This window comes from Kitasatospora sp. NPDC032757, assembly GCF_055579305.1.
The window spans coordinates 51,079-76,723 of sequence record NZ_JBVINN010000014.1 but is presented as its reverse complement, the minus strand read 5'-3'; the positions used below and the strand labels follow the sequence as shown (position 1 = coordinate 76,723).

20 protein-coding genes and 1 tRNA gene are annotated in these 25,645 nt (G+C 73.6%); 7 read left to right on the top strand and 14 right to left on the bottom strand.

Annotated elements, in window-relative coordinates:
* Positions 1-197 precede the first annotated feature (197 nt).
* Positions 198-1,256: a DNA integrity scanning diadenylate cyclase DisA gene (gene disA, locus ACZ5WK_RS18145; protein ID WP_148644934.1), complete on the bottom strand. Its 1,059-nt coding sequence runs from the start codon at positions 1,254-1,256 to the stop codon at positions 198-200.
* 188 nt (positions 1,257-1,444) lie between these two features.
* A complete protein-coding gene (gene radA / locus ACZ5WK_RS18140) occupies positions 1,445-2,956 on the bottom strand; it encodes a DNA repair protein RadA (RefSeq protein ID WP_396321903.1) in 1,512 nt (503 codons plus the stop codon).
* A gap of 190 nt (positions 2,957-3,146) precedes the next feature.
* On the opposite strand from radA, the gene ACZ5WK_RS18135 reads away from it, so the two are divergent.
* A complete protein-coding gene (locus ACZ5WK_RS18135) occupies positions 3,147-5,150 on the top strand; it encodes a BACON domain-containing protein (RefSeq protein ID WP_465548406.1) in 2,004 nt (667 codons plus the stop codon).
* Positions 5,151-5,238: 88 nt separating this feature from the next.
* On the opposite strand, the gene ACZ5WK_RS18130 is transcribed toward ACZ5WK_RS18135, so the two are convergent.
* From ACZ5WK_RS18130 to ACZ5WK_RS18120, 3 genes are all read right to left on the bottom strand, one after another.
* The gene (locus tag ACZ5WK_RS18130; protein ID WP_465548405.1) at positions 5,239-5,910 is read right to left on the bottom strand and encodes a GAP family protein; all 672 of its coding nucleotides are present in this window, start codon (positions 5,908-5,910) and stop codon (positions 5,239-5,241) included.
* Between the two features lie 121 nt (positions 5,911-6,031).
* The gene (locus ACZ5WK_RS18125; RefSeq protein WP_465548404.1) at positions 6,032-7,366 is read right to left on the bottom strand and encodes a DUF1254 domain-containing protein; all 1,335 of its coding nucleotides are present in this window, start codon (positions 7,364-7,366) and stop codon (positions 6,032-6,034) included.
* Positions 7,367-7,487: 121 nt separating this feature from the next.
* Positions 7,488-8,813 (bottom strand): DUF1254 domain-containing protein, encoded by a 1,326-nt coding sequence (locus ACZ5WK_RS18120; protein WP_465548403.1) that lies wholly within the window; start codon positions 8,811-8,813, stop codon positions 7,488-7,490.
* A gap of 252 nt (positions 8,814-9,065) precedes the next feature.
* Here ACZ5WK_RS18120 and ACZ5WK_RS18115 point away from each other — a divergent pair, with 252 nt between their 5' ends.
* On the top strand, positions 9,066-10,121 hold the full coding sequence (locus ACZ5WK_RS18115) for an NAD-dependent epimerase/dehydratase family protein (RefSeq protein ID WP_465548402.1): 1,056 nt from the start codon (positions 9,066-9,068) through the stop codon (positions 10,119-10,121).
* Positions 10,122-10,274: 153 nt separating this feature from the next.
* Here the strand turns inward: ACZ5WK_RS18115 and ACZ5WK_RS18110 are convergent, their stop codons facing one another.
* Together ACZ5WK_RS18110 and ACZ5WK_RS18105 are read right to left on the bottom strand one after the other, a co-directional pair.
* Entirely contained in the window at positions 10,275-11,324 is a 1,050-nt protein-coding gene (locus ACZ5WK_RS18110) for a family 2 encapsulin nanocompartment cargo protein polyprenyl transferase (RefSeq protein ID WP_465548401.1), read from the bottom strand.
* 89 nt (positions 11,325-11,413) lie between these two features.
* A complete protein-coding gene (locus ACZ5WK_RS18105; protein ID WP_465548400.1) occupies positions 11,414-12,841 on the bottom strand; it encodes a family 2B encapsulin nanocompartment shell protein in 1,428 nt (475 codons plus the stop codon).
* A 360-nt stretch (positions 12,842-13,201) separates the two neighbouring features.
* Here ACZ5WK_RS18105 and ACZ5WK_RS18100 point away from each other — a divergent pair, with 360 nt between their 5' ends.
* A complete protein-coding gene (locus ACZ5WK_RS18100) occupies positions 13,202-14,332 on the top strand; it encodes an ATP-grasp domain-containing protein (protein WP_465548399.1) in 1,131 nt (376 codons plus the stop codon).
* Between the two features lie 36 nt (positions 14,333-14,368).
* Here the strand turns inward: ACZ5WK_RS18100 and ACZ5WK_RS18095 are convergent, their stop codons facing one another.
* The 3 genes from ACZ5WK_RS18095 to ACZ5WK_RS18085 form a co-directional block, all read right to left on the bottom strand.
* The gene (locus ACZ5WK_RS18095; RefSeq protein ID WP_465548398.1) at positions 14,369-15,001 is read right to left on the bottom strand and encodes a methylated-DNA--[protein]-cysteine S-methyltransferase; all 633 of its coding nucleotides are present in this window, start codon (positions 14,999-15,001) and stop codon (positions 14,369-14,371) included.
* A gap of 122 nt (positions 15,002-15,123) precedes the next feature.
* Positions 15,124-15,357: a hypothetical protein gene (locus tag ACZ5WK_RS18090; RefSeq protein WP_396321913.1), complete on the bottom strand. Its 234-nt coding sequence runs from the start codon at positions 15,355-15,357 to the stop codon at positions 15,124-15,126.
* Positions 15,358-15,427: 70 nt separating this feature from the next.
* Positions 15,428-16,792: an MFS transporter gene (locus tag ACZ5WK_RS18085; protein WP_465548397.1), complete on the bottom strand. Its 1,365-nt coding sequence runs from the start codon at positions 16,790-16,792 to the stop codon at positions 15,428-15,430.
* Positions 16,793-17,000: 208 nt separating this feature from the next.
* Between ACZ5WK_RS18085 and ACZ5WK_RS18080 the strand changes: the two genes are divergently transcribed.
* Entirely contained in the window at positions 17,001-17,852 is an 852-nt protein-coding gene (locus ACZ5WK_RS18080; protein WP_465548396.1) for a hypothetical protein, read from the top strand.
* Positions 17,853-17,904: 52 nt separating this feature from the next.
* Here the strand turns inward: ACZ5WK_RS18080 and ACZ5WK_RS18075 are convergent, their stop codons facing one another.
* Positions 17,905-19,398 carry a PKD domain-containing protein gene (locus ACZ5WK_RS18075; RefSeq protein WP_465548395.1) on the bottom strand — a complete coding sequence of 498 codons (1,494 nt, stop codon included), beginning with the start codon at positions 19,396-19,398 and terminating at the stop codon, positions 17,905-17,907.
* Positions 19,399-19,574: 176 nt separating this feature from the next.
* Positions 19,575-19,648 (bottom strand) — tRNA-Thr (locus tag ACZ5WK_RS18070).
* Between the two features lie 299 nt (positions 19,649-19,947).
* On the opposite strand from ACZ5WK_RS18070, the gene ACZ5WK_RS18065 reads away from it, so the two are divergent.
* The 3 genes from ACZ5WK_RS18065 to ACZ5WK_RS18055 all read left to right on the top strand — a co-directional run bounded on the left by ACZ5WK_RS18065 (position 19,948) and on the right by ACZ5WK_RS18055 (position 22,505).
* Positions 19,948-21,039, top strand: coding sequence for an ABC transporter ATP-binding protein (locus ACZ5WK_RS18065; RefSeq protein ID WP_465548394.1), 1,092 nt, complete (start codon positions 19,948-19,950; stop codon positions 21,037-21,039).
* A gap of 199 nt (positions 21,040-21,238) precedes the next feature.
* On the top strand, positions 21,239-21,679 hold the full coding sequence (locus ACZ5WK_RS18060) for a hypothetical protein (RefSeq protein ID WP_465548393.1): 441 nt from the start codon (positions 21,239-21,241) through the stop codon (positions 21,677-21,679).
* Positions 21,680-21,728: 49 nt separating this feature from the next.
* Complete coding sequence (locus ACZ5WK_RS18055; protein WP_465548392.1) at positions 21,729-22,505, top strand: nucleotidyltransferase family protein; 777 nt, start codon at positions 21,729-21,731, stop codon at positions 22,503-22,505.
* Positions 22,506-22,688: 183 nt separating this feature from the next.
* Here the strand turns inward: ACZ5WK_RS18055 and ACZ5WK_RS18050 are convergent, their stop codons facing one another.
* Entirely contained in the window at positions 22,689-24,404 is a 1,716-nt protein-coding gene (locus ACZ5WK_RS18050; protein WP_465548391.1) for a DoxX family membrane protein, read from the bottom strand.
* A gap of 195 nt (positions 24,405-24,599) precedes the next feature.
* Positions 24,600-25,595 carry a 23S rRNA (guanosine(2251)-2'-O)-methyltransferase RlmB gene (gene rlmB, locus ACZ5WK_RS18045; protein WP_396321939.1) on the bottom strand — a complete coding sequence of 332 codons (996 nt, stop codon included), beginning with the start codon at positions 25,593-25,595 and terminating at the stop codon, positions 24,600-24,602.
* Positions 25,596-25,645: the final 50 nt, after the last annotated feature.

Sequence of the window (25,645 nt, the reverse complement as noted above, 5' to 3'; positions counted from 1 at the left end):
GCGGGTTCACGGGTGTTCGCGGGCGTTCGCGGGCGTTCGCGGGCGTTCGCGGGCGTTCGCGGGTGGGCTCGCCTCGGTCGGCGGCCCCGGCCCGGCCCTGCTGCTCCGCTGACGCCGTAGCGGTCACGGAGCGACAGGACGGCCCCCGGGGAGTGGATCCCCGGGGGCCGTCCTCGCGCGTGCCGGCGGTGTGCCGGTCAGACGTACCGCTCCAGGATAGACGATTCGGCAAGGCGGGACAGGCCCTCGCGGACCGAGCGGGCGCGCGTCTCGCCGACGCCCTCGACCGTCTGCAGATCGTCGATGCTGGCGGCCAGCAGCTTCTGCAGACCGCCGAAGTGCTCGACCAGCCGCTCTATCACCGTGTTGGGGAGCCGGGGGATCTTGGCCAGCAGCCGGTAGCCGCGCGGCGAGACCGCCGAGTCCAGCGACTCCGGGGAGCCCGAGTAGCCGAGCGCCTTGGCCACCGTCTGCAGGTCGAGCAGCTCGGCGTGGGTCAGCGCCTCCAGGTCGGCCAGCACCTCGGTGACCGTCCGGCCCTTCTTGGCGGCCCGCTCGGGGAAGTAGTCCCGGGCGACCAGCTCGCGCTCCGGCTCCACGCCCGCGATCAGCTCGTCCAGCTGGAGCGAGAGCAGCCGGCCGTCGATGCCGAGCTCCAGCACGTAGCCGGCGATCTCGGTGGCGATCAGCCGGACCATCTCCAGCCGCTGGGCCACGGCGGTGACGTCCCGGACCGTCACCAGGTCCTCGATCTCCAGGGCGGAGAGCGTGCCGGCCACCTCGTCCAGCCGGAGCTTGTAGCGCTCCAGGGTGGCCAGCGCCTGGTTGGCCCGGGAGAGGACGGTCGTCGAGTCCTCCAGGACCCGGCGGGTGCCGTTGACGTACATCGCGATCAGCCGCATCGAGTGCGAGACCGCGACCACCGGGAACCCGGTCTGCCGGTTGACCCGCTCCGCGGTGCGGTGCCGGGTACCGGTCTCGTCGGTGGGGATGGTGGAGTCCGGCATCAGGTGCACCCCGGCCCGGACGATCTTGGTGATGTCCTTGTCGAGCACCACGGCGCCGTCGAGCTTGCACAGCTCGCGCAGCCTGGTCGCGGTGAACTCGACGTCCAGGACGAAACCACCGGTGCAGATCGACTCGACCGTCTTGTCGAAGCCGAGCACGATGAGACCACCGGTGTTGGCCCGCAGCACCCGTTCCAGGCCGTCACGCAGCCCCGTGCCGGGCGCGATGGCGGTGAGGGAGGCCCGCAGCAGGGCCTCCTCGCGGGAGGACTTGTCCGCCCGGTCGCTGGCTGCCACGTGACTCCTCCGGTCGACCCCGTGCCGCGCGCCTCGCGCCGTGCGCCGGCCTACGGTCTGTTGCTCTGTCGCTTAGTACTGCCTTATCACCAATGAGACAGGGGAAAGTCTAACTGTGTACGGCAACGACAGGGCTTGGGTCAGTGCAGTTCGTCGGAGTCGAGCGGCTCCCACCCCTCCATCAGCTCCTCCGGGTGGGCCACGACGGGGGGTGCGGCGGCGGCCCGGCGCGGGGTGGGCGGCCCCGACGGTGCCTCACCACGGGGCTTGGCGGCGGCCCGGCGGCGGCCCGGAATGGCCCGCAGCGCCTCGCCGATGTCCGCGACCTCGACCACCTTCATGCCCGGCGGCACCTTGCCCGGGTCCGGCGGGACCAGCGCGTGGGTGAAGCCGAGCCGGTGCGCCTCCGCCAGGCGGCGCTGCACACCCGTCACCCGCCGCACCTCGCCCGCCAGGCCGACCTCGCCGATCGCCACCAGGTTGCTCGGGAGCGGGGTGTCGGAGGAGGAGCTGGCCACCGCGAGGGCGACGGCGAGGTCGGCCGAGGGCTCGCTCAGCTTCACCCCGCCGACCGTCGCGGTGTAGATGTCCTGCTTGCCGAGCTTGACCCCGCCGTGCCGCTCGACCACGGCCAGGATCATCGCGATCCGGGGCGACTCCAGGCCCGACGTCGTCCGGCGCGGGGACGGGATCTGCGAGTCCACCATCAGCGCCTGCACCTCGGCCACCAGCGGGCGGCGGCCCTCCAGCGTGACGGTCAGGCAGGTGCCCGGGACGGGCTTGTCACGCCTGGTCAGGAAGAGGCCGGACGGGTCGGCCAGGCCCGCGATGCCCTCGTCGTGCAGCTCGAAGCAGCCCACCTCGTCGGTGGCGCCGTACCGGTTCTTGACCCCCCGGATGATGCGCAGCCGGGCGTGCCGGTCCCCCTCGAAGCTCAGCACCACGTCCACCAGGTGCTCCAGCAGGCGGGGGCCGGCGATCTGGCCGTCCTTGGTGACGTGGCCGACCAGCAGGGTGGCCATGCCGCGCTCCTTGGACGCCCTGATCAGCGCACCCGCCACCTCACGGACCTGCGCCGGGCCGCCGGGCGCGCCGTCCAGCTCGGCGGAGGCGATGGTCTGCACGGAGTCCAGGATCAGCAGGCCGGGGTTGACGGCCTCGATGTGGCCGAGGACGGCGCCGAGGTCGGACTCGGCCGCGAGGTAGAGGTGCTCGGAGAGCGCGTTGATCCGGTCCGCGCGCAGCCGGACCTGGCCGGCCGACTCCTCGCCGGTGACGTAGAGCGTGCGGTGCTGGGCGGTGGCCGCCTTGGCCGCGACGTCCAGCAGCAGGGTGGACTTGCCGACACCGGGCTCACCGGCCAGCAGGACGACCGCACCGGGGACGAGACCGCCGCCGAGCACCCGGTCGAGCTCGGGCACGCCGGTGGAGCGGGCCGTCGCGACCTGGCCGTCCACCTGGGAGATCGGGCGGGCGGGCGCGCTGACCGGGCCGGCGGCCGTCGTCCGGATCGGGACGGCGCCGTACTCCTCGACCGTGCCCCAGGCGTTGCACTCCGGGCAGCGGCCGACCCATTTGGGCAGCTGGTTGCCGCACTCGGTGCAGCGGTACGCCGGGCGCGGCTTGGCGGTGGTCTTGGTGCGGGCAGCCATGCGGTCACCGTAGCGCCTGGGTCCGACAACGGGCCGTGGGCGGGGGCGGGCGAGGGGGCGGGCGAGGGGGCGCGGGCCGGGACGCGGGGGCTCGCGTGAGGTCCACGAATGGGCGATGTTGTTACCCGAAAGAAGTACAACAGCAGGGAATAGCCCGGATGCCGTGCTCCGGCTCTCTACCGTCGGACGGGTGACAACGAGTACTGAAGGGCCGCAGAGCACGGAAGGCCCGCGCGACCCCGCGCTCGCGGCGTACGAGCGGCAGGTGGACGGCCTGTTCACCTACTGCCTCTCGGTGCTGTGCGAGCACGACGCGGCCGCCGACGCCCTGTGCGAGGTGCGGGAGCTGGCGCTGCGGCACGGGGTACGGCTGGCGGAGCCCGGGATGGTGCGGGCCTGGCTGTACTCGCTGGCGCGGTACTGCTGCCTGCGGCGGCTGGAGGACGGTACGGGGCCCTCCGGTGCCGGTCCGGGCCCCTCGGTGGCGGAGGCCGGGGCGGGCGTTCCGGCGGCGGAGGCGGCCCGGCGGCGGCGCGAGCTGGCCTCGCTCGCCTGGCCCGAGGCGGCCGGCACCGACCCCGAGCAGCGCGAGGCGCTGGAGCTGTCGGTCCGCCACCGGCTCAGCCCGATCGAGGTGGCGGCCGTGCTGGGCGTCCCGTTCGAGACCTCCCGCGTGCTGCTCGCCTCGGCCGAGGCGGAGGTCGGCCGGACCAGGGCGGCGCTGCTGGTGCTCGGCGTCGGCAGCTGCCCCGAGCTGGACCGCCTCGGCGGGGCCGGCGCGGAGAGCTGGCGGGACTGGGTGCTCGGCCCGGCGCTGCGCCGGGAGCTGGTGCAGCACGTGGTGGAGTGCCCGACGTGCCGGGGCACGGCCGAGCGGGTGGCCGGCGAGGTGGCGGAGGGGACGGCGGGCCTCTCGGGGCTGCCGGTGCTCACCGCGCCGTCGGCGCCGGCCAGGCCGTCGGCGCCGTCGGCGGGCGAGGCCGGCCGGGGCGGCGGGGTGTTGTTCCTGCCGCGTGCGGCCGGGGCCCCGGCGGGGCGGCGGACGGCCGCCCCCGCCCCGGTGGTCGAGCCGGGCCTGCGGTTCGACCAGGGCGGGTTCCCGCGCCACCGCGCGCCGGACGCGGGCCGTGCGGTGGCGGTGCGCCGGCGGGTGGTGACCACGGGAGTGCTGGCGGCGGTGCTGGCCGCGCCGGTCGTCGCGCTCTGGGCCGGCCACCGGGGTGGCGGCGGCGCCGGCGCGGCCGCGGCGGTCTCCTCCGTCCGGGTCGAGGACGACCAGCGGGCCGCCGGACACCGGCCGGGCGGTTCCGGGCCGGCCGACGGAGGGCCCGGGCAGGCCGGGCAGGTCGGCGGGGTGGTGGGCGCCGTAGGGGCGGCTCCGGCGGTGGCCGGGATGGAGCTGGCGTGGGCCGGGCCGGTGAGTGCAGAAACGTTGCTTCCCGGGATCCAGGGGCCGGCCATCCCCGTGCCCGCACACGGTGCGACGCCGCTCGGCAGTCCGACGCTGGTCGCGGCACCAGCGCCGGCACCGGCGCCCGCTGCCGGTCCGGCGGCGGGCGGTGCCGGGGGCAGCGGGCCCGGAGCCGGGGTGCCCGTACCCGCCCCTGCCGGGCTGCTCACCGTCGAGGCCGGCGAGTACGGCAACCGGACCGTGCTCACCCTCACCAACTCCGGCACCACCGAGATCCGCTGGCACGCCGAGGTGGACGCCGCCTGGCTCCGGCTCAGCCGGGACGCCGGAACGCTCGCCCCGGGCCAGCGGATCACCGTGATCGTCACCGTGGACGAGGACCTCGCCCCGGACGGGCACTGGACCGCCCGCATCGCGCTGCCGCCCTCGCAGGCCGTGGTCACCCTGGAGGGAGGCCCGCACAACCGCGGCGGCTCCACCTCGGCCCCGGCCGAACCGACGACGGGCCCGGCCCCGTCGGGCACACCCTCGCCGGGCGGGACGCCCTCCGGTAGCGGGACACCCTCCGGCACGCCGACCGGCGGGCCGACCGGTACGCCGAGCTCGCCGGGCTCGCCGACCGCGACGACGTCACCGTCGTCCGCTTCACCCCCGTCCGCCCCGCCGACGACTGCGCCGACGGCGACGGCATCGGCCTCGCCTCCGTCGTCGCCCCCGTCGTCGCCCTCGCCGTCGGGGAGCGCGTCCGCCCCTGCCGCGACCGGGTCCGTGTCACCGCACTGACCCGTGGGGGCGGGGTGGGCCAGGCTGCGGCCGGGGTGGTTGGGGTGGCCGGGGTGAGGGGGGCGGGGTGGCCGGGTGGCCGGGGCCGCTAGGCCGTCAGGCCCGAGATCGCGTCGCCGATGTACTTCACACCGAGGACGACCAGGACCACCACCATGATCGCCGCGTTGTGCGCCGCCATCCACGCCTTCCACTCCCCCAGCACGCGGGCCGAGCGGTCCCCGGCGAACAGGTAGACCGAGAGCGGCAGCAGCGTGCAGAGCGAGCCGATCAGCACCATCAGCGCGGCCGCGACCGCCTTGCCGCCACCGGAGGCCGTACTGGTCGCGATGGAGACGGCGCCGCCGACCGCCAGCACCAGGTTCTTGGGGTTGGCCGCCACCAGGACGGCGGCCAGCCCGGCCGCCCTGCCCGGGGTGATCCGGTCGATCGCCTGCATCCACTTCGGCGGGCCGTGGACGTGCCCCTCTCGCGGGCGGCCCTGCCACTGCTTGAGGCCCAGCAGCACGAAGAGTACGCCCAGTGCCAGCTTCAGCCACCACGCCCAGGTCGGTTTGGACGAGTCGGTGCTCAGCCCCGATCCCGCCGACACGACCACGGTGACCACCGCCGCCAGCGTCACCACCCAGCCGGCCGTGAACGCCAGGCCGTTGGCCTTCCCCTTAGGGGTGGCCAGCATCAGGATCACCGCGATCAACGGCATCGGGCTGATCGCGATGCCCACGGCCGAGGCCAGCATCTGGCCGACGGCGTCGCCCATCCCTGCGTCCCTTCGTCGGTGCGCCGGCTGCCCGTCGGTGCCGGCCGGTGCCGGTCCCCGGCCTCGGCGCCCGGACCCGTGCGGTTCAGGTGCGCGGCCTCGGCGCCCGGACCCGTGCGGTTCAGGTGCGCCGGATCGGCGGTACCCGGTAGGTGCCGTCCAGGGCGGCCGGCTTCGGCTGGTAGAGCCGGATGATCGGGCGGAACCCGCCCTCCGGGGTGGGCAGCCAGTTCGCCGCCCCGGCCGGGTCGGCGGGCCGCTCGTGCTGGAGCCGGAGCGTCAGCGAGCCGTCCTCGCCGTAGACCAGGCCGGGGGTGCGGTCGCCGATCGAGTAGCGCGCGTCCGGGTTCGCCACCAGGTAGTACTCGGGCAGGCCGTACATGGTGACGGACCAGAAGGCGTCGGCCGGCGGGGGCTGGTCGAAGCGCAGCGTGTACGCGTGGGCGCCGTTCAGCGGGCGGCCGTCGGAGTCGTCGTACGTCATCGCGTACACCGCCTCGTACGCGTGGTTGCCCCAGAGGCCGGCGCGGGCGGCGGCGGCCCGGCTGAGGTAGGCGGCGCGGCGGTCGGGGATGCGCCACTCCTGGTCGTCGATCGTGCCCGGGCCGAGGAAGTCGACGTTGTAGTCGAACAGGTGCAGGGCAGTGCGCCATTCACCCGCCGGGTGGTCCTCCGGCGGCCGGGTGGCGTCCTCGACCCGTTCGCGGCCGGCCGCCATGCCCTTGAGCAGGGCGAGGGTCCAGTCGGGCGCGGCGGCCCGGTACGGCGAGGGCCCCGAGTCGAGCAGACCGAGCGGGGCGAACCGCTGCTGGTACTCGACGTCCGCCGCGGACGGCGGGAAGGCCGCCATCCAGACCCGGAGCCGTTCGAAGAACGACAGCCGCTCGGGCACGTCCGGGTCCGGTGCGGGCAGCCCGGCGACCAGGCCGCCCGGCTCCAGCGATTCGAGCGTCAGTCCCTCCTGGAGCGCCCCGACGCGCGGCAGGTCGTCGGGGCCGGTGCAGGCGAAGCGGCCGACGATGGTGGCCACGGTGGTCGGCGAGACGATCACGTGCTCGTGGTCCGTCGGGGTGCCGTGCCAGCCGGGCGGGACGATCAGCCAGGTCTGCGCGCCGGTGCCGGTGGCCCGGCGGCCGACGTAGGCGAAGTTGTCGGTCCACGCGTCGACGAACTGCAGCACGTAGTACGCCCCGTCGGTGTCCGGCACGTGCAGCACCTGGGGGCCCTCGGAGAGGTCGAGCTGGGCAATCGAGTAGACGGTGTCGTTGTTGACGGAGACGAAGGGGTCGTCCGGCCCGGCGAGCCGGGCGGCGTGGCTGACGTGGTTGAACGGAGCCGCCGGCAGGATGCCCATGCCGCCCTCGGTGAAGCGCTCGACCATGGTGAGGTCGGAGACCAGCGGATAGCCGTAGACGTAGGCGTCGGCGGCCAGGGCCTCCAGCTCGGGCTCGGTCATCGGGATTCCTTCTCGGGTCCGGCGTGCGTGGGTACGGGTGGTGCGGGCGGTACGGGTGGCTGGCGCGGGTTGCACGGTCCGGGCAGGCCGGTGCGGGTGAGGTGGCGCGAGGGCGCGGTGGTCAGCGCGGTGTCAGGGGCGGGGGCGTCCAGCGGCCGTCGAGGACCGACTCGTCCGGGCCGTAGAGCCGGAGGACCACCGTGAAGGGGCCGTCCGGCGCGGGCAGCCAGTTGGCCGAGTGCTGGGCGTCGGCGGGGCGCTTGTGCTGGAGGTAGAGGGTGAGGCCACCGTCCGCGTCGCGGACCAGCCCGGGGGTGCGGTCGCCGATCGAGTAGCGGTCCAGGATGTTGTCGACCAGCTGGCGCTCCGGGAGGGCGTACATGGTGGCCGACCAGAAGAACCGGGCCGGCGGCAACCCGTCCGGGCCGAACCGCACGACGTAGTCGTGGTCGGCGGCGTCGGGCGGCCGGTTGTCCTCGCTGTCGGCGAGCCAGCCGCCGTACCAGGCCTCTTGCACGGGCAGCCCGTACAGGCCCTTCATCGCGCCGACCGCCTGCTTCAGGTAGGCGGTGCCGAGCTGCTCGCGGGTACCGAAGAGACCGGTGGAGCCGGTGGTCTCCTCGGCCGCGCGTTCCAGCTCGGCGCGGCCGTCGGCGATACCGCGCTCGATCTCGGCGCGGACCGCGATCGGCAGCGCGGCGGGCTCGAACTCGCCGCGGCCGTCGATGCCGAGGTCGGTGAGGCGGCCTCGCAGGTCGGCCTCGGCGGGCAGGGCGGGGAAGAAGCCGAGCAGGAAGTCGAGGAAGCTGAAGAACTCGATGGTGTCCAGCACCTCCTCGCGCCAGACCGGCCAGACCGGGTTCGGCACGGGAGCCGGTGCCGCTGTGCCCGCGTACTCGTGCAAGGGGCGCAGGCGGTACTGCTGCTGGATCGCCTTCAGCTCCTCGACGGCCCCGGGTGACGTGCCGCCGAGGTAGGTGCGGCCGAGCACGCCGATCAGCTGGGTGGCCGTGCGGATGACGCCGTTGATGCCCTCGGGGGCCTCGCCCCGCCAGCCGGGGCCGGCCACCAGGTAGTCGCCGGCCTCCTGGCCGGTGGCGCGGGCTCCGACGAAGCCGGCGAAGACGGTGTCGAGTTCGTGCAGCGGGAGCACGTAGTAGCGGTCCTCGGCGGGTACCGAGATCACCCACGGCTCGGCGCGGAGGTCGAGCCAGGCCCAGGAGTACGGGGTGTCGTTGTTGGGGGTGACGACGTCGGTGTTGGCCGGGGTGAAGGGCTGCGGGTAGTGCCGGAAGACGCCGAAGCCGCCGACGTACCTCGGGTCGGCGTCGTCCACCGCCTGCGCGTACATGGTGCGGTAGTTCTGCAGGATCGGATAGCCGCGGACCCACGCTTCGGCGGCGGTCGCACGGATGGTGGCCGGGTCCACGAGTGCCGGGTTGACCATGCTGTCGCTCTCCCCAGTGCCGGAGCATCGCCCAGAAGACCGGATCATTGCTCAGAAATCAGACATATAGGTACACGGGGGATGCTATGCGGAGCCGATTGGATCAGCACCTCGACCGGCAGGCCCGCCTGTCCGGGGTGGCCAGCCCGCCGTCCCGCACTGCCCGCCCCCGCCCGGCGCCGCCGGCCCGGCGCCCTCTGCCGAGAGCGAACGAGCGCATGCGGATGAAGCAGGGGAGGCAGCCTTACCGGTATGAAGATCCTTCTGCTCGGTGGCTCGTCCTTCCTCGGGCGGGCCTTCGCCTCCGCTGCCCTCGACCGGGGCCACGAGGTGACCACCTTCAACCGCGGCCGCTCCCACAGCGACCTGGCCGGGGTCGAGGCCGTCCGGGGCGAGCGCGACTCCGCCGACGACCTGGCACGGCTGGTCGAGGGACGGCACTGGGACGCCGTCGTCGACACCTCCGCGCAGCAGCCCGCCCAGGCCGTGATCTCCGCCCGGCTGCTCCGCGGGCACGCCGACCACTACACCTTCGTCTCCTCCGTGCACGCCTTCTCCGACTGGCCGGCCCTGGCGGTGAACGAGGACTCACCGCTGCACCCCTGCCCCGCCGACACCCCGCCCGACCAGCCGCCCGGCAACACCCTCAAGGCCGGCTGCGAGCGCGCCGTGCTGGAGCACTTCGGTGCCGACCGCACCCTGATCCTCAACAGCGGGCTGCTGATAGGCCCGTACGAGAACGGGGGCCGCCTGCCCTGGTGGCTGGAGCGGATGGCCCGCGGCGGCCCGGTGCTGGCGCCGGGCGACCGGGAGCGGGCGATGCAGGTGATCGACGTCCGTGACTTCGCCGCCTTCGGCATCGAGGTGGTGACCGCCCGGCACACCGGGCGCTACATCACCACCGCCCCGACCGGGAACGTCACCTTCGGGGAGTTCCTCGCCACCTGCCGGGAGGTGGTCGGCGAGCCCTCCGACGGCCGCCCGGCCGCCGAGCTGGTCTGGGTCGAGGACGGCCCGCTGCTCGCCGAGGGCCCGGACAGCGTCCTGCCGTGGCTGGAACTCCCGCTCTGGGCGCCGGACGTGCCGGAGATGGCGGGCGTCTGGCTCGCCGACACCTCCCGGGCACAGGCGGCCGGGCTGCGTTGCCGGCCGTTCACCGAGACCGCGCGCGACACCTGGGCGTGGCTCCAGCAGCGCGGGCCGGCCGAGGACACGGACCCGGACGGCCTCAAGGGGCGCAAGGGCGCCCGGCACAGGCAAGGGATCGTCCCGGCGAAGGAGCAGCGCCTGCTCGCCGCGCTCGCCTGATCCCTGCCGGGCGCGTAATCCTGGCCCCGCCTGCCCCTGGCGCGCGTAATCCTGGCCCGCCTACACCTGGCGCGCCTGCTCCTGGCCGGCCAGGCGTGGGCGGGAGTGGGGCGTCGGGCCCGCCGACCTCCCACTCCCCCGCACGCCGTCCGGTCAGTGGGTACGACGGGTGACCAGCTCCGCGAGGGCGAGCAGTTCGTCGGCCGCGGACGGCTCGGGCACCGCCGTAGCCAGCTGGGCGAGCGCCGTGGCCATCCGCTCGCAGGACTCCCCCTGGGCCCAACCGCGCCCGCCGGCCCCCTCGACGGCGGCCGCACAGCGGTTCAACTCGTCCGGGCTGAGCGGACGTTCGAGTGCGTACAGCTCGGCCAGGGCGCGCCCGTCGGCCGTGCCGGAGCCGAGCGCCGCCACCACCGGCAGCGACTTCTTGCGCGCGGCCAAGTCCGCCCCGACGGGTTTGCCGGTGACGGCCGGATCGCCCCAGATCCCGATCAGGTCGTCGATCAGCTGGAACGCCAGGCCGATCTCGCGGCCGAAGCCGTCCATCGCCTGCGCGGCCTCCTCCGAGGCACCCGCGTACGTCGCGCCCATCGCACAGGCGGCGCCGAGCAGCGCTCCCGTCTTGGCCTCCGCCATCGCCAGGCACTCGGTGAGCGAAACGTCACTGCGCTGCTCGAAGGCGCAGTCGATCTGCTGGCCCTCGCAGAGCTCGACCACGCAGTCGGTCAGCCGGCGGATCGAGCCCTGGGCAGCCGGGTGGGTGTCCTCGGCGAGCAGGCGCAGGGCCAGCGAGTGCATCGCGTCCCCCGCGAGGATGGCCTCGGTGGTGCCGAACACCCGCCAGGCGGTGGGACGGTGGCGCCTGGTCTCGTCACGGTCGATGACGTCGTCGTGGAGCAGGGTGAAGTTGTGGACCAGCTCGACGGCGGCCGCGGCAGCGGTGGCCGTGGCCGGGGTGCCGCCGAGTGCCTGGGTGGCGGCCAGCACCAGCGCCGGTCTGATGGCCTTGCCGGAGGGCGCGGCCACGGGTGTGCCGTCCGCCTCCCACCAGCCGAAGTGGTAGCCGGCCACCCTGCGCATCGAGCCGGGCAGCGAGTCGACGGCGGCGCGCAGGACCGGGTCGACGAGGCCGCGGGCGCGGGCGAGCACGTCCTCCGCCTCGTGCCCCTCGCGGTGGTCGCGTTCCAACGTGAAGATTGCCATTGGGTTCCTCCCCCTGATGTGGCGATGGGCGCCGCCCGGCCGGGGTGCGGGTGAGCCCGGCCGGGCAGCGCGGGTCCGACCGGCCCCGGTCAGTCGCGGTGGTGCGCGACGTCGACGTTTTCCAGGACGCCCACCGCGTCGGGCACCAGAATGGCGGCGGAGTAATAGGCGCTGACGAGATAGGAAATGATGGCCTTCTCGCTGATTCCCATGAACCGGGCGGAGAGGCTCGGCTGGTATTCGTCCGGAATTCCGGTCTGGTGCAGCCCGATGACTCCCTGGTTCTCCTCCCCGGTGCGCAACGCGATGATCGAGCTGGTGTGACCGCCGACGACCGGGATCTTGTTGCACGGGAAGACCGGCACCCCGCGCCAGCCGAAGACCTGCCGGCCCTGGACCTCGACGGTGTCCGGGTAGAGGCCGCGGCGGTTGCACTCCCGGCCGAAGGCGGCGATGGCCCGCGGGTGGGCGAGGAACATCTTGGTGGAACGGCGCCGGCTCAGCAGCTCGTCCATGTCGTCCGGGGTGGGCGGGCCGGAGTGGGTCTGGATCCGCTGGTCGTACTCGGCGTTCTGCAGCAGCCCGAACTCCTCGTTGTTGACCAGCTCGAACTCCTGGCGCTCGCGCAGCGCCTCGATGGTCAGCCGGAGCTGGTGCTCGATCTGGTTCATCGGCTGGTTGTAGAGGTCGGCGACCCTGCTGTGCACCTTGAGGACCGTCTGCGCGACGCTCAGCTCGTACTCGCGCGGCTTCAGCTCGTAGTCCACGAAGGCGCCGGGCAGCTCGTACTCGCCGTGGTGGCCGGCGGAGAGACCGATCGCCGCCTCGCCGTGCTTGTTCTGCGCCTGCTCGAAGCCGGCCAGGTAGTCCATGATCTGGAGCTGGAGCGCCTCGGAGCGGTCCGCGAGCTCCTGGAACGAGGGCCAGGCGAGCGCCAGGACGGTACCGGCGGTGGCGGCCTTCACCGTGTACGGCCAGGCGCCGTCGTCCTGCCGGAGCGCCTCGTCGCCCAGGTGGTCGCCGTCGGCGAGGGTGCCGACCACCGTCTGCTCGCCGTACTTCCCGGATCCCAGCCGGTCGAGCTTGCCGTGCGCGATGATGAAGACCTCGTCGATCGGGGCCCCGGCCGCGACCAGCACGTCACCGGCGGAGAACTCGCGTTGGACGAAGCGCCCGGCCAGCTCCTCCAGGACGGCGTCGTCCTCGAAGCCGCGCAGCACCGGTACCTCGCGCAGCGTCGGCGGGACGATCCGCACCTCGGAGCCCGTCTTCACGAAGCTCACCCGGCCGCGGCCGACCGAGTAGCGCAGGCGACGGTTGACCCGGTAGGTGCCGCCGGACACCTGGACCCACGGAAGCATCCTGAGCAGCCAGCGCGGGCTGATGCCCTGCATCTGCGGCGCGGACTTGGTGGTCGTCGCGAGGTTCCTCGCGCCCGCCGTGCCGAGACTCTGCTGCTGCCGGGCCTGCGGCTCGCCGCCCGGCGCAGGAATACCGACGTTGGTTTCGGTCGACATAGGGAGCCCTTCAAATACCCGATGAAGTGTCGCCTTGCAACAATCATGGTGAGGCCATTCGGTGGGCTTCGCAATCACTCTTTCGAGTGGTCGGAATAACCGAACAAATAGGACGACTGGATCACCAGATCGATATCAGTTCGACCATTATTCGAACATTTAATAATGCCTCGCCCCGGCGGCCGCCCCGCACTCCCTCCCCGGAGCCGCCCGCGGCGCCGCTCCCGCCCCTCACCCACCCCGGGTTCGCGCCCGTGCGAGGGGCCGCTAAGGTGCCACCTCAAAGGGCCACGGGGCCAGTTGACGAGTGTGGTCGGACCGGATGCCCTCCCCTCGTTCACCTCTGCCCTGGGAGCCGTCATGAGCGCCCCCGTCCGTATCTGGCTCAACCGCACCTACGCCGAGAACGTGTTCTTCATCGAACAGCTGCGCGAGGCGCCGCGGCCGGTCGAGATCCACGCCACCCACGTCGACCCCGACTCCCCCGTCCTCGCCGCCGCCGACCACGCCACCCTGGAGCCGGGCGACCTCACCCCCGACGCGTACGTCGGCTACGCCCTCGACTACTGCACCCGGCACTCCGTCGACGTCTTCCTGCCCCGCCTCCACCAGCTCGCGATATCCCTGCACCACCAGGAGTTCGAGGCGATCGGCACCGCCCTCGTCTGCCCGCCCGCCACCGCCGTCGCGGCCTTCGACAGCAAGGCGGACGGCTACGCGGCGATCGCCGCCGCCGGCCTGCCCACCCCGCCCTGGTGGCAGGTCCGCACCGCCGCCGACCTGCTCGCCGCCGTCGAACGGATCGAGGCCGCCGGGCTCACCGCCTGCCTCAAGCCCTCCTCGGGCGCCGGCGGCGAGGGGTTCCGGGTCCTCACCCGCGAGCCCTTCGGCCTGCACCGGCTGGCCGGCTGGGACAGCCGGGTCCAGGTCGACCAGGTGGCCGCCGCGCTGGAGGCCGCCACACCGGAAGGCGTCACCCCCGGGGGCGCCGGCGGTCCCGCCGACCTGCTGGTGATGCCCTACCTGGAGGGCCCCGAGGTCTCGGTGGACTGCCTCGCCGACCGCGACGGCACCCTGCTCGCCGCCGTCGGCCGCAGCAAGCACCGGCGCCGCCGCAGCTTCACCACCGCCCGGCGGTACCTGGAACCCGCCCGCCGGGTGGTCGAGTCCACCGGGATGGCGTTCCTCTCCAACGTGCAGTTCCGCCACCTGGCCGGGGAACCGGTGGTCATCGACGTCAACACCCGGCCCTCGGGCGGCCTGCACCAGCTGCGCCTGTGCGGCCTCAACCTGCCGTGGAACGCGGTGCAGTTGGCGCTCGGCGAGCGGCCCGACACCGGCCGGGCCGGAGACCTCGCCCGGGACTTCACCGGAGACTTCGGCGGGGACTTCGGAGGCATCGACTACACGCTCGTCTCGGGCATCCAGCCGGTGCTGCCGCGCCAGGCCCCGTTCGCCCGCGGCCTCGCCCCGGTGGAGCTGGTCCACTGAGCACGAGCGGACGCGCTCCGGGACCCGACCGGACTGCTACAGCGGCCCGTTCCAGTCCAGCGTCGGTTCCAGCACGCCCTCAAGGGTGAGCAGCCAGCGCTTCACGTCGATCCCGACCCGCCCGCCGCCGAAGCCGCCGATCCCGTCCGCCGCCACCACCCGGTGACACGGCACCAGCAGCGCCACGGGATTGGCGGCCATCATCTGCCCGACCGTCCGGGCCGCCAGCCCCGGCTCCGACACGTCCTCGAACACCCCGCTGCGGGAGGCCAGTTCGCCGTAGGTGATAGTCCGCCCGAACGGCACGTCGCGCCAGAGCGTCTGCAGCACGGCGCGGTGCGGCCCGGCGCTCAGGCTCCAGTCGATCGGCAGCCCCAACTCCCGGCTGCGGCCCGCAAGGTAGGCACCGATCCGGTCCGTGACGGCGGCGATCTTCGGCTCGTCCGTGCAGCGCGGCAGCTCACCGCCCGCGTGACCCAGGTAGCCCGCGGCCGCCACGCCCAGCGGCGTCACCGCGATGTGCATCGGCCCGCTCGGCAGCGGCGTCTCCACGGTCAGCCACGACATCGGGCCGGGCCCGGAGCGGCTGCCGGCACCGGTGCCGGTGCCGGACCTCGGGCCGGGCCCGGGGCCGGACGCCTGCCGGGGCTGCGACTCGGACTGCGACACGTACGGGCCCCCACCCTCCTCCGCCGGGCCGGCCGCCGGCCACGCCGGCACCCGGAAGGCGCGCGAGGACCACCCGCCCCGCGCGCCATCGTACGGCTCCGGCCGGTCCGGCACGGCCGCGGCTAGAGCCGCCCCTTCAGCTCCGCGGCGAGCCCGCGCGACCAACGCGACAGCTCGGCCCGGTCCGGCGCCCGGCCCTCGCAGAGGGCGCCGAGCTGGGCGTCGTTGATCCGGTTCGGACCGGGGATCTCCAGCAGATACGCGAGCTCCTCCAGCACCGTGGCAAGCCGCTTCCCGTCCGTGTGGTCCAGGGCGACCGCCGACTCGTGGTGGCTGATGGTAGAAGAACCGGGCATGGCCTACCTCCTCCGTTCGCCCCCGCACTCCCTCCACCGTACGACCGCCCGGGCCGCCCTGCGCGCCCGCTCACCGCGGGTGACGGGGCGGTCGTGCCGCGCGGTCGCCCGGGGCGGCACCCGCGTGCCGGTCCTCGCCCGCCCGGCCGGAACGCCCGGCCGCCGCGCCGGGCGCCGCCGGTTCGTCCCATCGCCGCCGGCTCACCGCTGGAACCGCCAACACCACTGCACCCGCGCCCAGTTGCCACAACGCGCCGAAGCCGAGCACGGACGCCGCGCCCGCCCGGTCCGCCAGCGGGCCGGCCGCCGCCAGGCCCAGCGGCCCGAGCACGAACGCACCGAGTCCGCCGAACGCGGTGACCCTGGCGAGGACGTCGGCCGGCACCCAGCGCTGCATCGTGGAGTCGTACAGCGCCCCGCAGACCGCAGAACCGAGCCCGGCCACCAGCGCCGCCGCCGCCGTCCAGAGCAGTGGAAGGCCCGCCGCCAGCGCGGCCGAGGGCAGCGCCCAGCCGAACGTCGCCGCCGTGGCCACCGCGAGCGGCCGCGCCGGCCTGCGGCCCAGCATCAGCAGGCCGCCCAGCACCGCGCCGGCCCCGTACACGCCCATCACCAGGCCCCAGCCGCGGGCGCCGCCGAGCGCGTGCTGCGCGGTCAGCGGGCCGAGCACCAGGAAGGGCGCCCAGACCAGCAGGTTGAAGAAGGCCATCTGGACCGTGGTGATCCAGAGCCACGGCCGGGAGCGGAACTCCGACCACCCCTCGCGCAGGTCCACCAGCATCGACTCCGGCTCCCCCGGCTCCGCCGGTGCGGCCACCGCGATCCGGGCCAGTGCCAGCGCGCCGACCGCGTACGTCACCGCGTCGGCCAGCAGCACCGCCGCCGGGCCGTACACCGCCACCACCACCCCCGCGGTCGCCGGACCGGCCACCGTGGACACCGAACGGGCCAGCCCCAGCAGGGTGTTGGCGTCCGGGAGGTGCTCCTTCCGGGAGACCAGCGCGGGCACCAGCGCCCCGAGCGCCGGCAGGAACACCCCCTCGCCGAGCCCCCAGAGCGCGACCAGCCCGACCATCACCCAGACCGGCGCGTGCCCCGCCGCCAACGCCGCCGCGAACACCCCCTGCACCCCGCAGCGGAGCACGTCCGCCACCAGCATCACCCGTCGGCTGCCGAGCCGGTCGGCGACCACCCCGCCGACCAGCATCACCAGCACGATCGGCAGGATCCGGGCCGCCATCACCCACCCCAGGTCGGTCCCGCCCCCACCGCCGTCGAGCACCGCGAAGGCGACCGCCACCGGTGCCATCGAGGAGCCGAACAACGACGTCGCGTACCCGACGAAGAACCACCTGAAATCGCGCTCGCCCAGCACGGCGAGACGCCCGCCCGACCGCTGCCGACGCGACGGAACCTGCTCCGTATCCACTGCCATGGGCGGCAAGTCTGCCCCCGCCGAAGAGCCGCGAACAAGGGTTTCCGGAGGAAAAGTTGAGCCTTTACGCATCAATTCTTCGGACGGTCGGACCTGCCGCAGTAAATATCCTCAATCCACCACATCAGCATGCGGTTTACTGCAGCCAGTGGCTATTCTTGAACCCCTCCTCAAGATGTCGTTTACTGCGGAAAGAAGAACCGTTCCGGTGGAGAGCCCCCAGCCTGTCGAGTACGCAGTCGCCGTCGAGCGCTACCTGGCCGCCGCCGGCCTCGGCGCGGCCTCCCGCCGCATCTACCGGATCGCCCTGGACACCTGGGCCTGGGCTCTCGCCGACCGCCCCGCCCCCACCGGCCCCGGACGGCGCCGCGCCCGGCCGCCCGTCCTCCCCCTCGCCCTGCTCGACCACCCTGACGCCCCCGCCCGCCTCCGGGCCGGCGCCACCCACCGCGCCGCCGACACCGACCCGCGCACGCTCAACCGCGAACTCTCAACCCTGCGCGCCGCCGTGGCCTTCTGGCGCGCCCACGGCTGGATCCGCACCGACCCCACCACCGGCCTGCGCCCGCACCCCCTTCCCGCCACCGCCGACGGCCCCGCCCCGCTCACCGCCGACCAGCTGCGCACCCTCTTCACCCTCCGGGCCCCGCTGCGCGAACAGGCCCTCTGGCACCTGCTGCACGAGAGCGGCGCCGCCATCGAGACCGTCCTCGCCCTCGACGCCGACGACCTCGACCTCCCCCGCCGCCACACCCTCCCGTCCGCCCCGCCCCTCCGCTGGCGGGCCGGGACCGCCCGCCTGCTCCCCCTGCTCCTCGCCGGCCGCACCACCGGCCCGCTCTTCCTCACCGACCGCCGCGCCCCCGCGACCACCCCCGCCGCCGACCGCTGCCCCCACACCGGCCGCGCCCGCCTCTCCTACCGCCGTGCCGCCGAACTCTTCACCACCCTCACCCGCCCCCTCGCCCCCACCACCCCCTGGACCCTGCGCCAACTCCGGTCCGACACAGGTGCCCCGAGAAACGCCACCGGCCCCGGGCAGAAAACCCGGGGCCGGTAATCGGAGCGCACGTCACACATCGCACGGGCAGGATCCGATGCGATCAAGCGCTTCAGGCGATGAAGCCCTGGAGGTCGACGATCACGTCGGTCGAACCGGCGTTGTTGTAGACCTCGATGTTGCCGTCGGAGTCCACCGGGACCAGGGCGAGGTTCGGCACGGTGGCACCGGGTTCGACGTTGAGGTTCGAGGCGGCGGCCCACGGCTTTCCGGGCGTGGAGACCTTCAGCCAGCTGCTCCCCGTCGCGTTGGTCGCCGTCAGGTTCACCATCACGGCCGAGACACCGTCCGGCACGCCGGCGGCACCCCGGACCTTGACCGTCAGCCGACCGCCTTCACCCAGCTTCTGCTGGGAAGCGCGCGTGTCCGCCAGCCGGGTCGGTGCGGTGGTCAGGACCGCCCTGGTGTCCGCAGTCGTGATCGCCGAGGCGTAGTAACCCTGGATGTCGGCGACGACATGGACGTTCCCCACATGGTTGTAGAGCGTGATCGTGCCGTCGGCGTTGATCGGGGCGGTGATCTGGTTGGCGACCGTCTGTCCGGCGGTGAAGTTGAGGTTGGACGTGTGCGGCGGCACTACGCTCGGGGTGGCCGTAATGAAGCTGCTCTCAGTACCCTCGGTGACGGTCAGATTGACAACCGCGATCTCGGCATCCTTGGGGAGCATCCCGTCACCGCGGACCGGCACCGTGATGACCTCATTCGGCCCCACCGGCCGGTTGATGCCGCCGGTTCCGTTACGGGTGTCGAGGGCACGGACGTTGTTCTGCGCAGAGCCCAGGCGTACCGACCAACTCAGAGGCTCTGTGGTGTAGTAGCCCAGGATGTCGACGACCAAGTCGACGTTCCCAGCGTGGTTGAAGAACGAGACTGTGCCGTCCGCGGCCACTGGCACGAGTACGGCGTTGCCGACGTCGTGGCCTGGGGTTACGTTCACGTTCGACGCCGTCGGCACCGCGCCACCGGGAAACGCCGTGATGTGGGTACCCTCAGTGGCGTTGGTGGCGGTCAGATTGAGCAGAACCGCGGTGACCTTGCGATTGTCCGGGACTCCGCCGGTGGCAGACTCGGTGACCTGCAGCTTGACTACGCCTCCGGGGCCCACCGCCTTGGCGGGAGCGCCCTTGCCGATACGAGTATCGAGGTACCGCGTGGGGTAGTAGAGCGGCACATAGCTGCTACCCACACTCACAGCCCGTGAGGTGGTGGCGGTGCGACCGTGGTCATCCGTGATCGTGTGGGTCACCGTGTAGGTGCCGGGCACCGCGTAGTCATGCCGGTAGGTCCCGATCCCCGCAGTCTCGGGCGCCGTGCCGTCGCCGAACTCGACGACGTTCCTGGTGATCGGGTATTCGCTCTCCCCCACTCCGAAAATACTGGCGGTCACCCTCAACGGGCGATCGGCCTCTCCGTATCCAGGCCGGTACACGGCAACCGTGAGATTCGGCTGGATCGGGGAGTCGGCAAAGGCGGGAGACGCCAGCGGCAGGCCGCTGGCCGCTGGCAGGACAAGGACAGCGCCGGCTATGAAGCGCGCTCCGCGCATGGAATCCTCCTAAGTGGCCTATGGCAGATTGATCTTGCCAGGTCACCCCGACAACCCGATCGGCCAAGCGGAGCCACCGCGTCCGCCCATGCAAACGGCCTCGGACAATTCGTCCGAGGCCGCTGACGAAGCCTCCGGAAGGCCAAAGTCCCGCCTCAATTCCGGGTGGTGCAGTGAGCCCCCTGTCGGGTTCGAACCGACGACCCCCGCTTTACAAGAGCGGTGCTCTGGCCAACTGAGCTAAGGAGGCATGGTGACCGTCCGCGACATGGTCACGGCGGCACCGGGGGCAGTCTACCGGGCGGGGGTCGGGCGGTGGTGGCATATCCGGGGGATGGGCCGGGCGGGGCCCGGGCGGGGCGGGGTGGGCGGGCGTGATGGAACCGATGCCGAAATCGGGTGGGCCGGGGGCTGACAAGCGGCGAAGGCGCCGGTAGCGTCGCCTGGAGTCGCCGTGTTCAGTGGTTCAGACCACTGGGCGGGCGGCGCGACATCCACCCTTTACTCGGATCGTCCGGCACGTTCCTGCCGGTGAAGGAGAGCACAGCCATGGCTTCTGTGACGTACGACAAGGCGACCCGTGTCTACCCCGGGGCCGACAAGCCCTCTGTGGACGCGCTGGACCTGGACATCGCGGACGGGGAGTTCCTCGTCCTGGTCGGCCCCTCGGGCTGCGGCAAGTCGACCAGCCTTCGCATGCTGGCAGGCCTGGAGGACGTCAACAGCGGCGCGATCCGCATCGGCGACCGCGACGTGACGCACCTGCCGCCGAAGGACCGGGACATCGCGATGGTGTTCCAGAACTACGCGCTGTACCCGCACATGACCGTCGCGGAGAACATGGGCTTCGCGCTCAAGATCGCGGGCGTCAACAAGACGGAGATCCGGGCCAAGGTCGAGGAGGCCGGGAAGATCCTGGACCTCACCGCGCTGCTGGACCGCAAGCCGAAGGCGCTCTCCGGCGGTCAGCGCCAGCGTGTCGCGATGGGCCGCGCGATCGTCCGCGAGCCGCAGGTCTTCCTGATGGACGAGCCGCTGTCGAACCTGGACGCCAAGCTCCGCGTCTCGACCCGCACCCAGATCGCCGGCCTCCAGCGCCGCCTGGGCATCACCACCGTGTACGTCACCCACGACCAGACCGAGGCGCTCACCATGGGCGACCGGGTCGCGGTGCTCAAGGACGGCCTGCTCCAGCAGGTCGACACCCCCCGCAACATGTACGACCGGCCCGCCAACCTCTTCGTGGCCGGCTTCATCGGCTCGCCCGCGATGAACCTGGTCGAGGTGCCGCTGGTCGACGGCGGCGTGAAGTTCGGCGGCTCGGTCGTCAACATCTCCCGCGAGGACCTCGCCGGCGCCGGCACCGACAAGACCGTGACCGTCGGCATCCGCCCGGAGCACTTCGAGATCGTCCCGAGCGGCGGCATCGAGGGCGTCGCCGTCACCGTCAACGTGGTCGAGGAGCTCGGCTCGGACGGCTTCGTCTACGGCACCACCAAGATCGGCGGCGAGGACAAGGACCTGGTCGTCCGCGTGCACGGCCGCCAGATCCCGGCGCGCGGCGAGACCATCCACGTCGTGCCGATCGCCAACGAGACCCACGTGTTCTCCACCAGCTCCGGCGCCCGCCTGAGCAACTGAGCGACCCGGCGCCCCACTGCCCGAGGACGTAGGGCGCGGAGCAGCGCAGGACGGAGCCCCGTCGGACCGTCGCGGTCCGGCGGGGCTCCGCCGTCAACCGGCCTTCGTCAACACGGTGAAGGGACAAACCGGGACACCACGTCACTCGATGGTGTAACGGAGGGCGATCCGACCCCTACCCGGCGCTACTCTCCTGAGCGTGAAGCAGCTTGTTCGCCGTATCGGCCAGACCATCGCCCTCACTCTGCCCGTCGTCCTGGTGACCACGGGCACCCTCGCCGTGACCAGGGTGCCGTGGGCTCCGCCGACGGGCCTGGACCAGCAGGTGGTGGCGGCGTCCAGCGGGGACGGCGCCGGCATCGGCCGGGCGTCCACCGGCAAGGCGCCGGAGGGGCTCGACCCGCAGGACGCGCTGCGCGTCGCCCTGCTGGACGAGCTGCGCGCGCACAACCCGGGCACCGCGCTGGACCTGCTGGAGCGCTCGATGCGCGAGCAGCCGGCGCTGACGCCGTACTGCAGCACGCTCGCCACCGAGCTGGGCAAGGCGGCGGTGCGCAAGTACCAGGGGGACGCCCAGCGGGCCCGCTCCTTCGCCCGCCCGGTCTGTGACGGCTCGTTCGCCTCGGGAATCACCGGCTGACCCTCCCTGCCACTGTGGGCCGCCACCGGCGCGCGCCTATTGTGCAGGCATGACCGCTGACACCACGCCCCCGCAGGCGCCGCAGCCTCCCACGCCCCAGCAGACCGTCGTCACCCAGGCCGTCATCCTGGCCGGCGGCCAGGGCTCCCGGCTGCGGCCCTACACGGACGACCGCCCGAAGCCGCTGGTCGAGATCCCGGGGACGGGCACGCCGATCCTGGGGCACCAGCTGGCCTGGCTCGCCTCCGAGGGCGTCACCGACGCGGTGATCTCCTGCGGGCACCTGGCCGACGTGCTGGAGGAGTGGCTCGACAAGGCCGACCTGCCGCTGCGGGTCCGCACCGTCGTCGAGGCCGAGCCGCTCGGACGCGGCGGCGGTCTGAAGTACGCGGCCAAGGCGCTGCCCCGGCCGGGCGAGCCCTGGTACGCCACCAACGGCGACATCTGGACCAGGTTCAGCCTGCGCGACATGGCCGCCTTCCACCACGAGCGGGGCGCCGTCGCGACCCTCGCGCTGGCCCGGCCGCGGATTCCGTGGGGTGCGGTGGAGACCGACCAGTTCGGCAACGTGCTGGACTTCATCGAGGCCCCGCCCTCGCCGTTCCTCATCAACGCCGGGCTGTACGTGTTCAGTCCGGAGTTCGCCGAGCTGCTGCCGGACGTCGGCGACCACGAGCGCACCACGTTCCCGCAACTGGCCCGCGGCAAGCGACTGGCCGGGTACCAGCTGCCGCAGGGCGTCTACTGGCGTGCCATCGACACCGCGAAGGACCTCACCGAGGCGGCCAAGGAGCTCGCCGCGGGGGCGGGCCGCACTCCCGGCTAGACGCTCTCCCCGAGGGCCCTCAGGAGGCCGCAGGGCGGCCACCGCACGGCCATGGGCGGCCCCCGCCCGAATCGGGGGCGGCCACCGCACGGCAATCGGCCGGGTGCTCCCCCACGGAGCACCCGGCCGATCCGTTCCCCGGCCCACTGAGGGGCCGGAGCCCCCGAGCGACCGGACGGTCCGTCAGGTCGACGTCGGCGACCCCGGTCGCGGACTGCGGGCGCCGCCGCCGGACAGCTCGGACAGCGGCCCGCTGCCCAGCACCCCGCCCAGCAGGCCCGAGCCGGAGCCGGTGCTCTGGCTGGGCTTGGGCGCCGTCCCGGAACCGCCCGGCGCCGGTGTGGTGCGCTGCGTGGAGGACGAGCCGGCCGGCGCGGCGGCCGACGGCGCCGCCGACGGTGTCGAGCCGGTACCGCCGGTCTCGGGCTTGGTCGACCGCGCCTTGCCGCTCGGGGTGGCCGTCGCGGCCTTCGCCGAGGCCGAGGCCGGCGTCGGCGGCGCGGACGCACTCGGCGTCGGCGAGGCGGGCCGGGAGGGGACGGGTGAGGGCGAGGTGGACGGGCCCTGCCCGCCGGGCGCCACGGACGGCCCGCCGCTCGGCCAGACCGGCGTGCCGTAGTCGGTGCCCGGCCGGGACGGCGCGGGGTGCGGACGGCCGCCGGTGCGGACCGCGGCGCCCAGCATCGACCCGAGCACCAGGGTCAGGCCGACCACCACTGTGGTGACCACGGCGCCACGCCGCAGCACGCGGCGGCGCAGCACCCCCGGTGCGCCGGAGCCGTACCGGCGCCAGGCCTCCAGGTTGAGCCGCCCGTCCAGCGAGGCGTACGGCGCTCCGGCGATCAGCAGCGGGCTCCAGGCCGCCAGGAAGATCAGGTCGGGCGTGTCGTAGACCGGCACGGACCGCCAGCTGACGGTGAAGAGCAGCGCGGCGGAGAGCAGCATCGCCGCCCCGGCCGCGAGCCGCTGCCAGAGGCCGAGGAGGGTCAGCACGCCCACCACGATCTCGGTGAACGACACCACCAGGCCCGAGCCCACCGGGTGCGCCATCGCGAAGGACAGCAGCGGCTCGGCGACCTTCCACGGGTGCAGCGAGGAGAGCCAGCGCATCATCGAGCCGCGCTCGCCGCCGTCGAAGTACACCGGGTCGCAGAGCTTGCTGAACCCGGCGTAGACGGAGAGCGAGCCCAGCACGGCGCGCAGCGGCAGCAGCACCAGGCCGAGGTCGACCCGGCGGCCGGGGTACCAGGGCTGCCTGCCCTCGGCGGACGCGGCCGAGACCTCGGGCAGCTCGCCGCTGGGCGTCCAGCCCTGCGGCACGCCGACCGGGCCGACGCCGGCCTCGGTGACCGCCCCGCCGCCCTCGCGTGGCTGGCGCGGGACGGTCCGGGCGCCCGCGTACGGCGGGATCACCTGGGTGTCGTAGTCGGCCGGGTCTCCGTCGCCCATGCCGCGCCTGCCGCCCCCGGCCGGCGCGGGCACGCCGGTGAGCCGGACGGCGTCCAGCAGCTGGGTGGCCGCGAGGTCCCCGGGGGGCGCCTGCCCGGTCCAGGTGACGGCGGTGACCCGGCCCTTGCGGCGCGGCGCACCGGCGCCGCCGGCCCCTGCGAACGCCGGCACGGCGGAGGCGGGCACGACGACCTGCGGGGTGACCAGCGGACGTCGGATCAGGCCCTGGGTGGCGTACGGGTCGCCGAACGCGGCGCCGGTGGACAGCAGTCCGGCCGGGGCCTCGATCAGCGGCGCCACCGGGGTGCCGAGCCGGAGCCGGAAGCTCGCCTGGGTGCTGCTGAGGCGCGCGGGGTCGGACGGCACCTTGACGGTGTTGAGGCCGGGGCCCGCGTCTATCCCGGTGCTGCCGTCGCCCAGGAGGGGGCGCCGAGGTGTTCTGGTGTCCACACCCGTCTAACCGGGTGTCACCCGGTTAGGACACTCTCGCAGGTGGATATCCGGCGCCCACTTGAAGTGATCATGAGAAAAGCGATCGGGCCCGGTCGGGCCCGATCGCTTTCACCCGGATTGCGGACGCGCTGCGGAAAATTCGGAAGATCGCCTGCGCCGCGCGCCTCGCCTGTGCTGGGCCGATAGCCCGCCTCAGCCGACCTTGCTGCGCAGGCGCGCGGCCTCGTACAGCACGATGCCCGCGGCGACGCCGGCGTTCAGCGACTCGGTGGCACCCGGCATCGGGATCCGCACCCGGATGTCGCAGGTCTCCGAGACGAGCCGGGACAGGCCCTTGCCCTCGCTGCCCGCGACGATCACCACCGGGCCGGACAGCGCCTCCAGGTCGCCGACCTCGGCCTCCCCGTCGGCGGCCAGACCGACCACCATCAGGCCGGCCTTCTGGTACGCCTCCAGCGCCCGGGTCAGGTTGGTGGCGCGGGCGACGGGCAGCCGCGCCGCGGCACCGGAGGAGGTCTTCCAGGCACCGGCGGTCATGCCGGCCGCCCGGCGCTCGGGGATGACAACGCCGTGCGCGCCGAAGGCGGCGGCGGAGCGGACCACGGCGCCCAGGTTGCGCGAGTCGGTGACGCCGTCCAGCGCCATGATCAGCGCGTCCTCACCGGCGTCGGCGGCGTCGGCCAGCAGGTCCTCGGGGTGCGCGTACTCGTACGGCGGGACCTGGAGCACCAGGCCCTGGTGGTTCATGCCGCCGGTCATCTGGTCCAGCTGGGGCCGCGGGGCCTCCATCAGCGGGATACCGCGGTCGTTGGCGGCCTGGAAGGCGTCGCGGACCCGGTCGTCGGTGTCGATGAACTGCATCACGTACAGCGCCGTGGCCGGAACACCGCCCTGCAGGGCCTCGACCACCGAGTTGCGGCCGAACACCAGCTCGGCGGCACCGGCGCCGCCGCGGCCGCCCCGGCCGCCGGCGCCGGCCCGGCGCATGCCGGCCCGGGCCTTGGCGTCCCGCTCGCGCTTCAGCGCGGCGTTGGCCTGGCGCTGCTTCGGGTGGCCCTTGCGCTCCGCGCCGGGAGGGGTCGGGCCCTTGCCCTGGAGCGCCTTCCGGCTGTGGCCGCCGGTACCGACACTCGCGCCCTTCTTCGATCCGGGGTTGCGACGGTTCCTGCGTGCACTGTTGCCGGCCATGGCTGTACTTCCTGTCTGTCCGGCATGCCCGGCCGCCCGGTGGAAACCGG

Excerpts from the sequence above, each read along its gene's own strand:
- ACZ5WK_RS18075 (WP_465548395.1), bottom strand. The coding sequence starts at position 19,398 with ATGCGCGGAGCGCGCTTCATAGCCGGCGCTGTCCTTGTCCTGCCAGCG.
- ACZ5WK_RS18065 (WP_465548394.1), top strand. The coding sequence starts at position 19,948 with ATGGCTTCTGTGACGTACGACAAGGCGACCCGTGTCTACCCCGGGGCC.
- ACZ5WK_RS18105 (WP_465548400.1), bottom strand. The coding sequence starts at position 12,841 with ATGTCGACCGAAACCAACGTCGGTATTCCTGCGCCGGGCGGCGAGCCG.
- ACZ5WK_RS18085 (WP_465548397.1), bottom strand. The coding sequence starts at position 16,792 with ATGGCAGTGGATACGGAGCAGGTTCCGTCGCGTCGGCAGCGGTCGGGC.
- ACZ5WK_RS18125 (WP_465548404.1), bottom strand. The coding sequence starts at position 7,366 with ATGACCGAGCCCGAGCTGGAGGCCCTGGCCGCCGACGCCTACGTCTAC.
- ACZ5WK_RS18115 (WP_465548402.1), top strand. The coding sequence starts at position 9,066 with ATGAAGATCCTTCTGCTCGGTGGCTCGTCCTTCCTCGGGCGGGCCTTC.
- radA (WP_396321903.1), bottom strand. The coding sequence starts at position 2,956 with ATGGCTGCCCGCACCAAGACCACCGCCAAGCCGCGCCCGGCGTACCGC.
- rlmB (WP_396321939.1), bottom strand. The coding sequence starts at position 25,595 with ATGGCCGGCAACAGTGCACGCAGGAACCGTCGCAACCCCGGATCGAAG.
- ACZ5WK_RS18110 (WP_465548401.1), bottom strand. The coding sequence starts at position 11,324 with ATGGCAATCTTCACGTTGGAACGCGACCACCGCGAGGGGCACGAGGCG.
- ACZ5WK_RS18055 (WP_465548392.1), top strand. The coding sequence starts at position 21,729 with ATGACCGCTGACACCACGCCCCCGCAGGCGCCGCAGCCTCCCACGCCC.
- ACZ5WK_RS18100 (WP_465548399.1), top strand. The coding sequence starts at position 13,202 with ATGAGCGCCCCCGTCCGTATCTGGCTCAACCGCACCTACGCCGAGAAC.
- ACZ5WK_RS18120 (WP_465548403.1), bottom strand. The coding sequence starts at position 8,813 with ATGGTCAACCCGGCACTCGTGGACCCGGCCACCATCCGTGCGACCGCC.
- ACZ5WK_RS18130 (WP_465548405.1), bottom strand. The coding sequence starts at position 5,910 with ATGGGCGACGCCGTCGGCCAGATGCTGGCCTCGGCCGTGGGCATCGCG.
- ACZ5WK_RS18090 (WP_396321913.1), bottom strand. The coding sequence starts at position 15,357 with ATGCCCGGTTCTTCTACCATCAGCCACCACGAGTCGGCGGTCGCCCTG.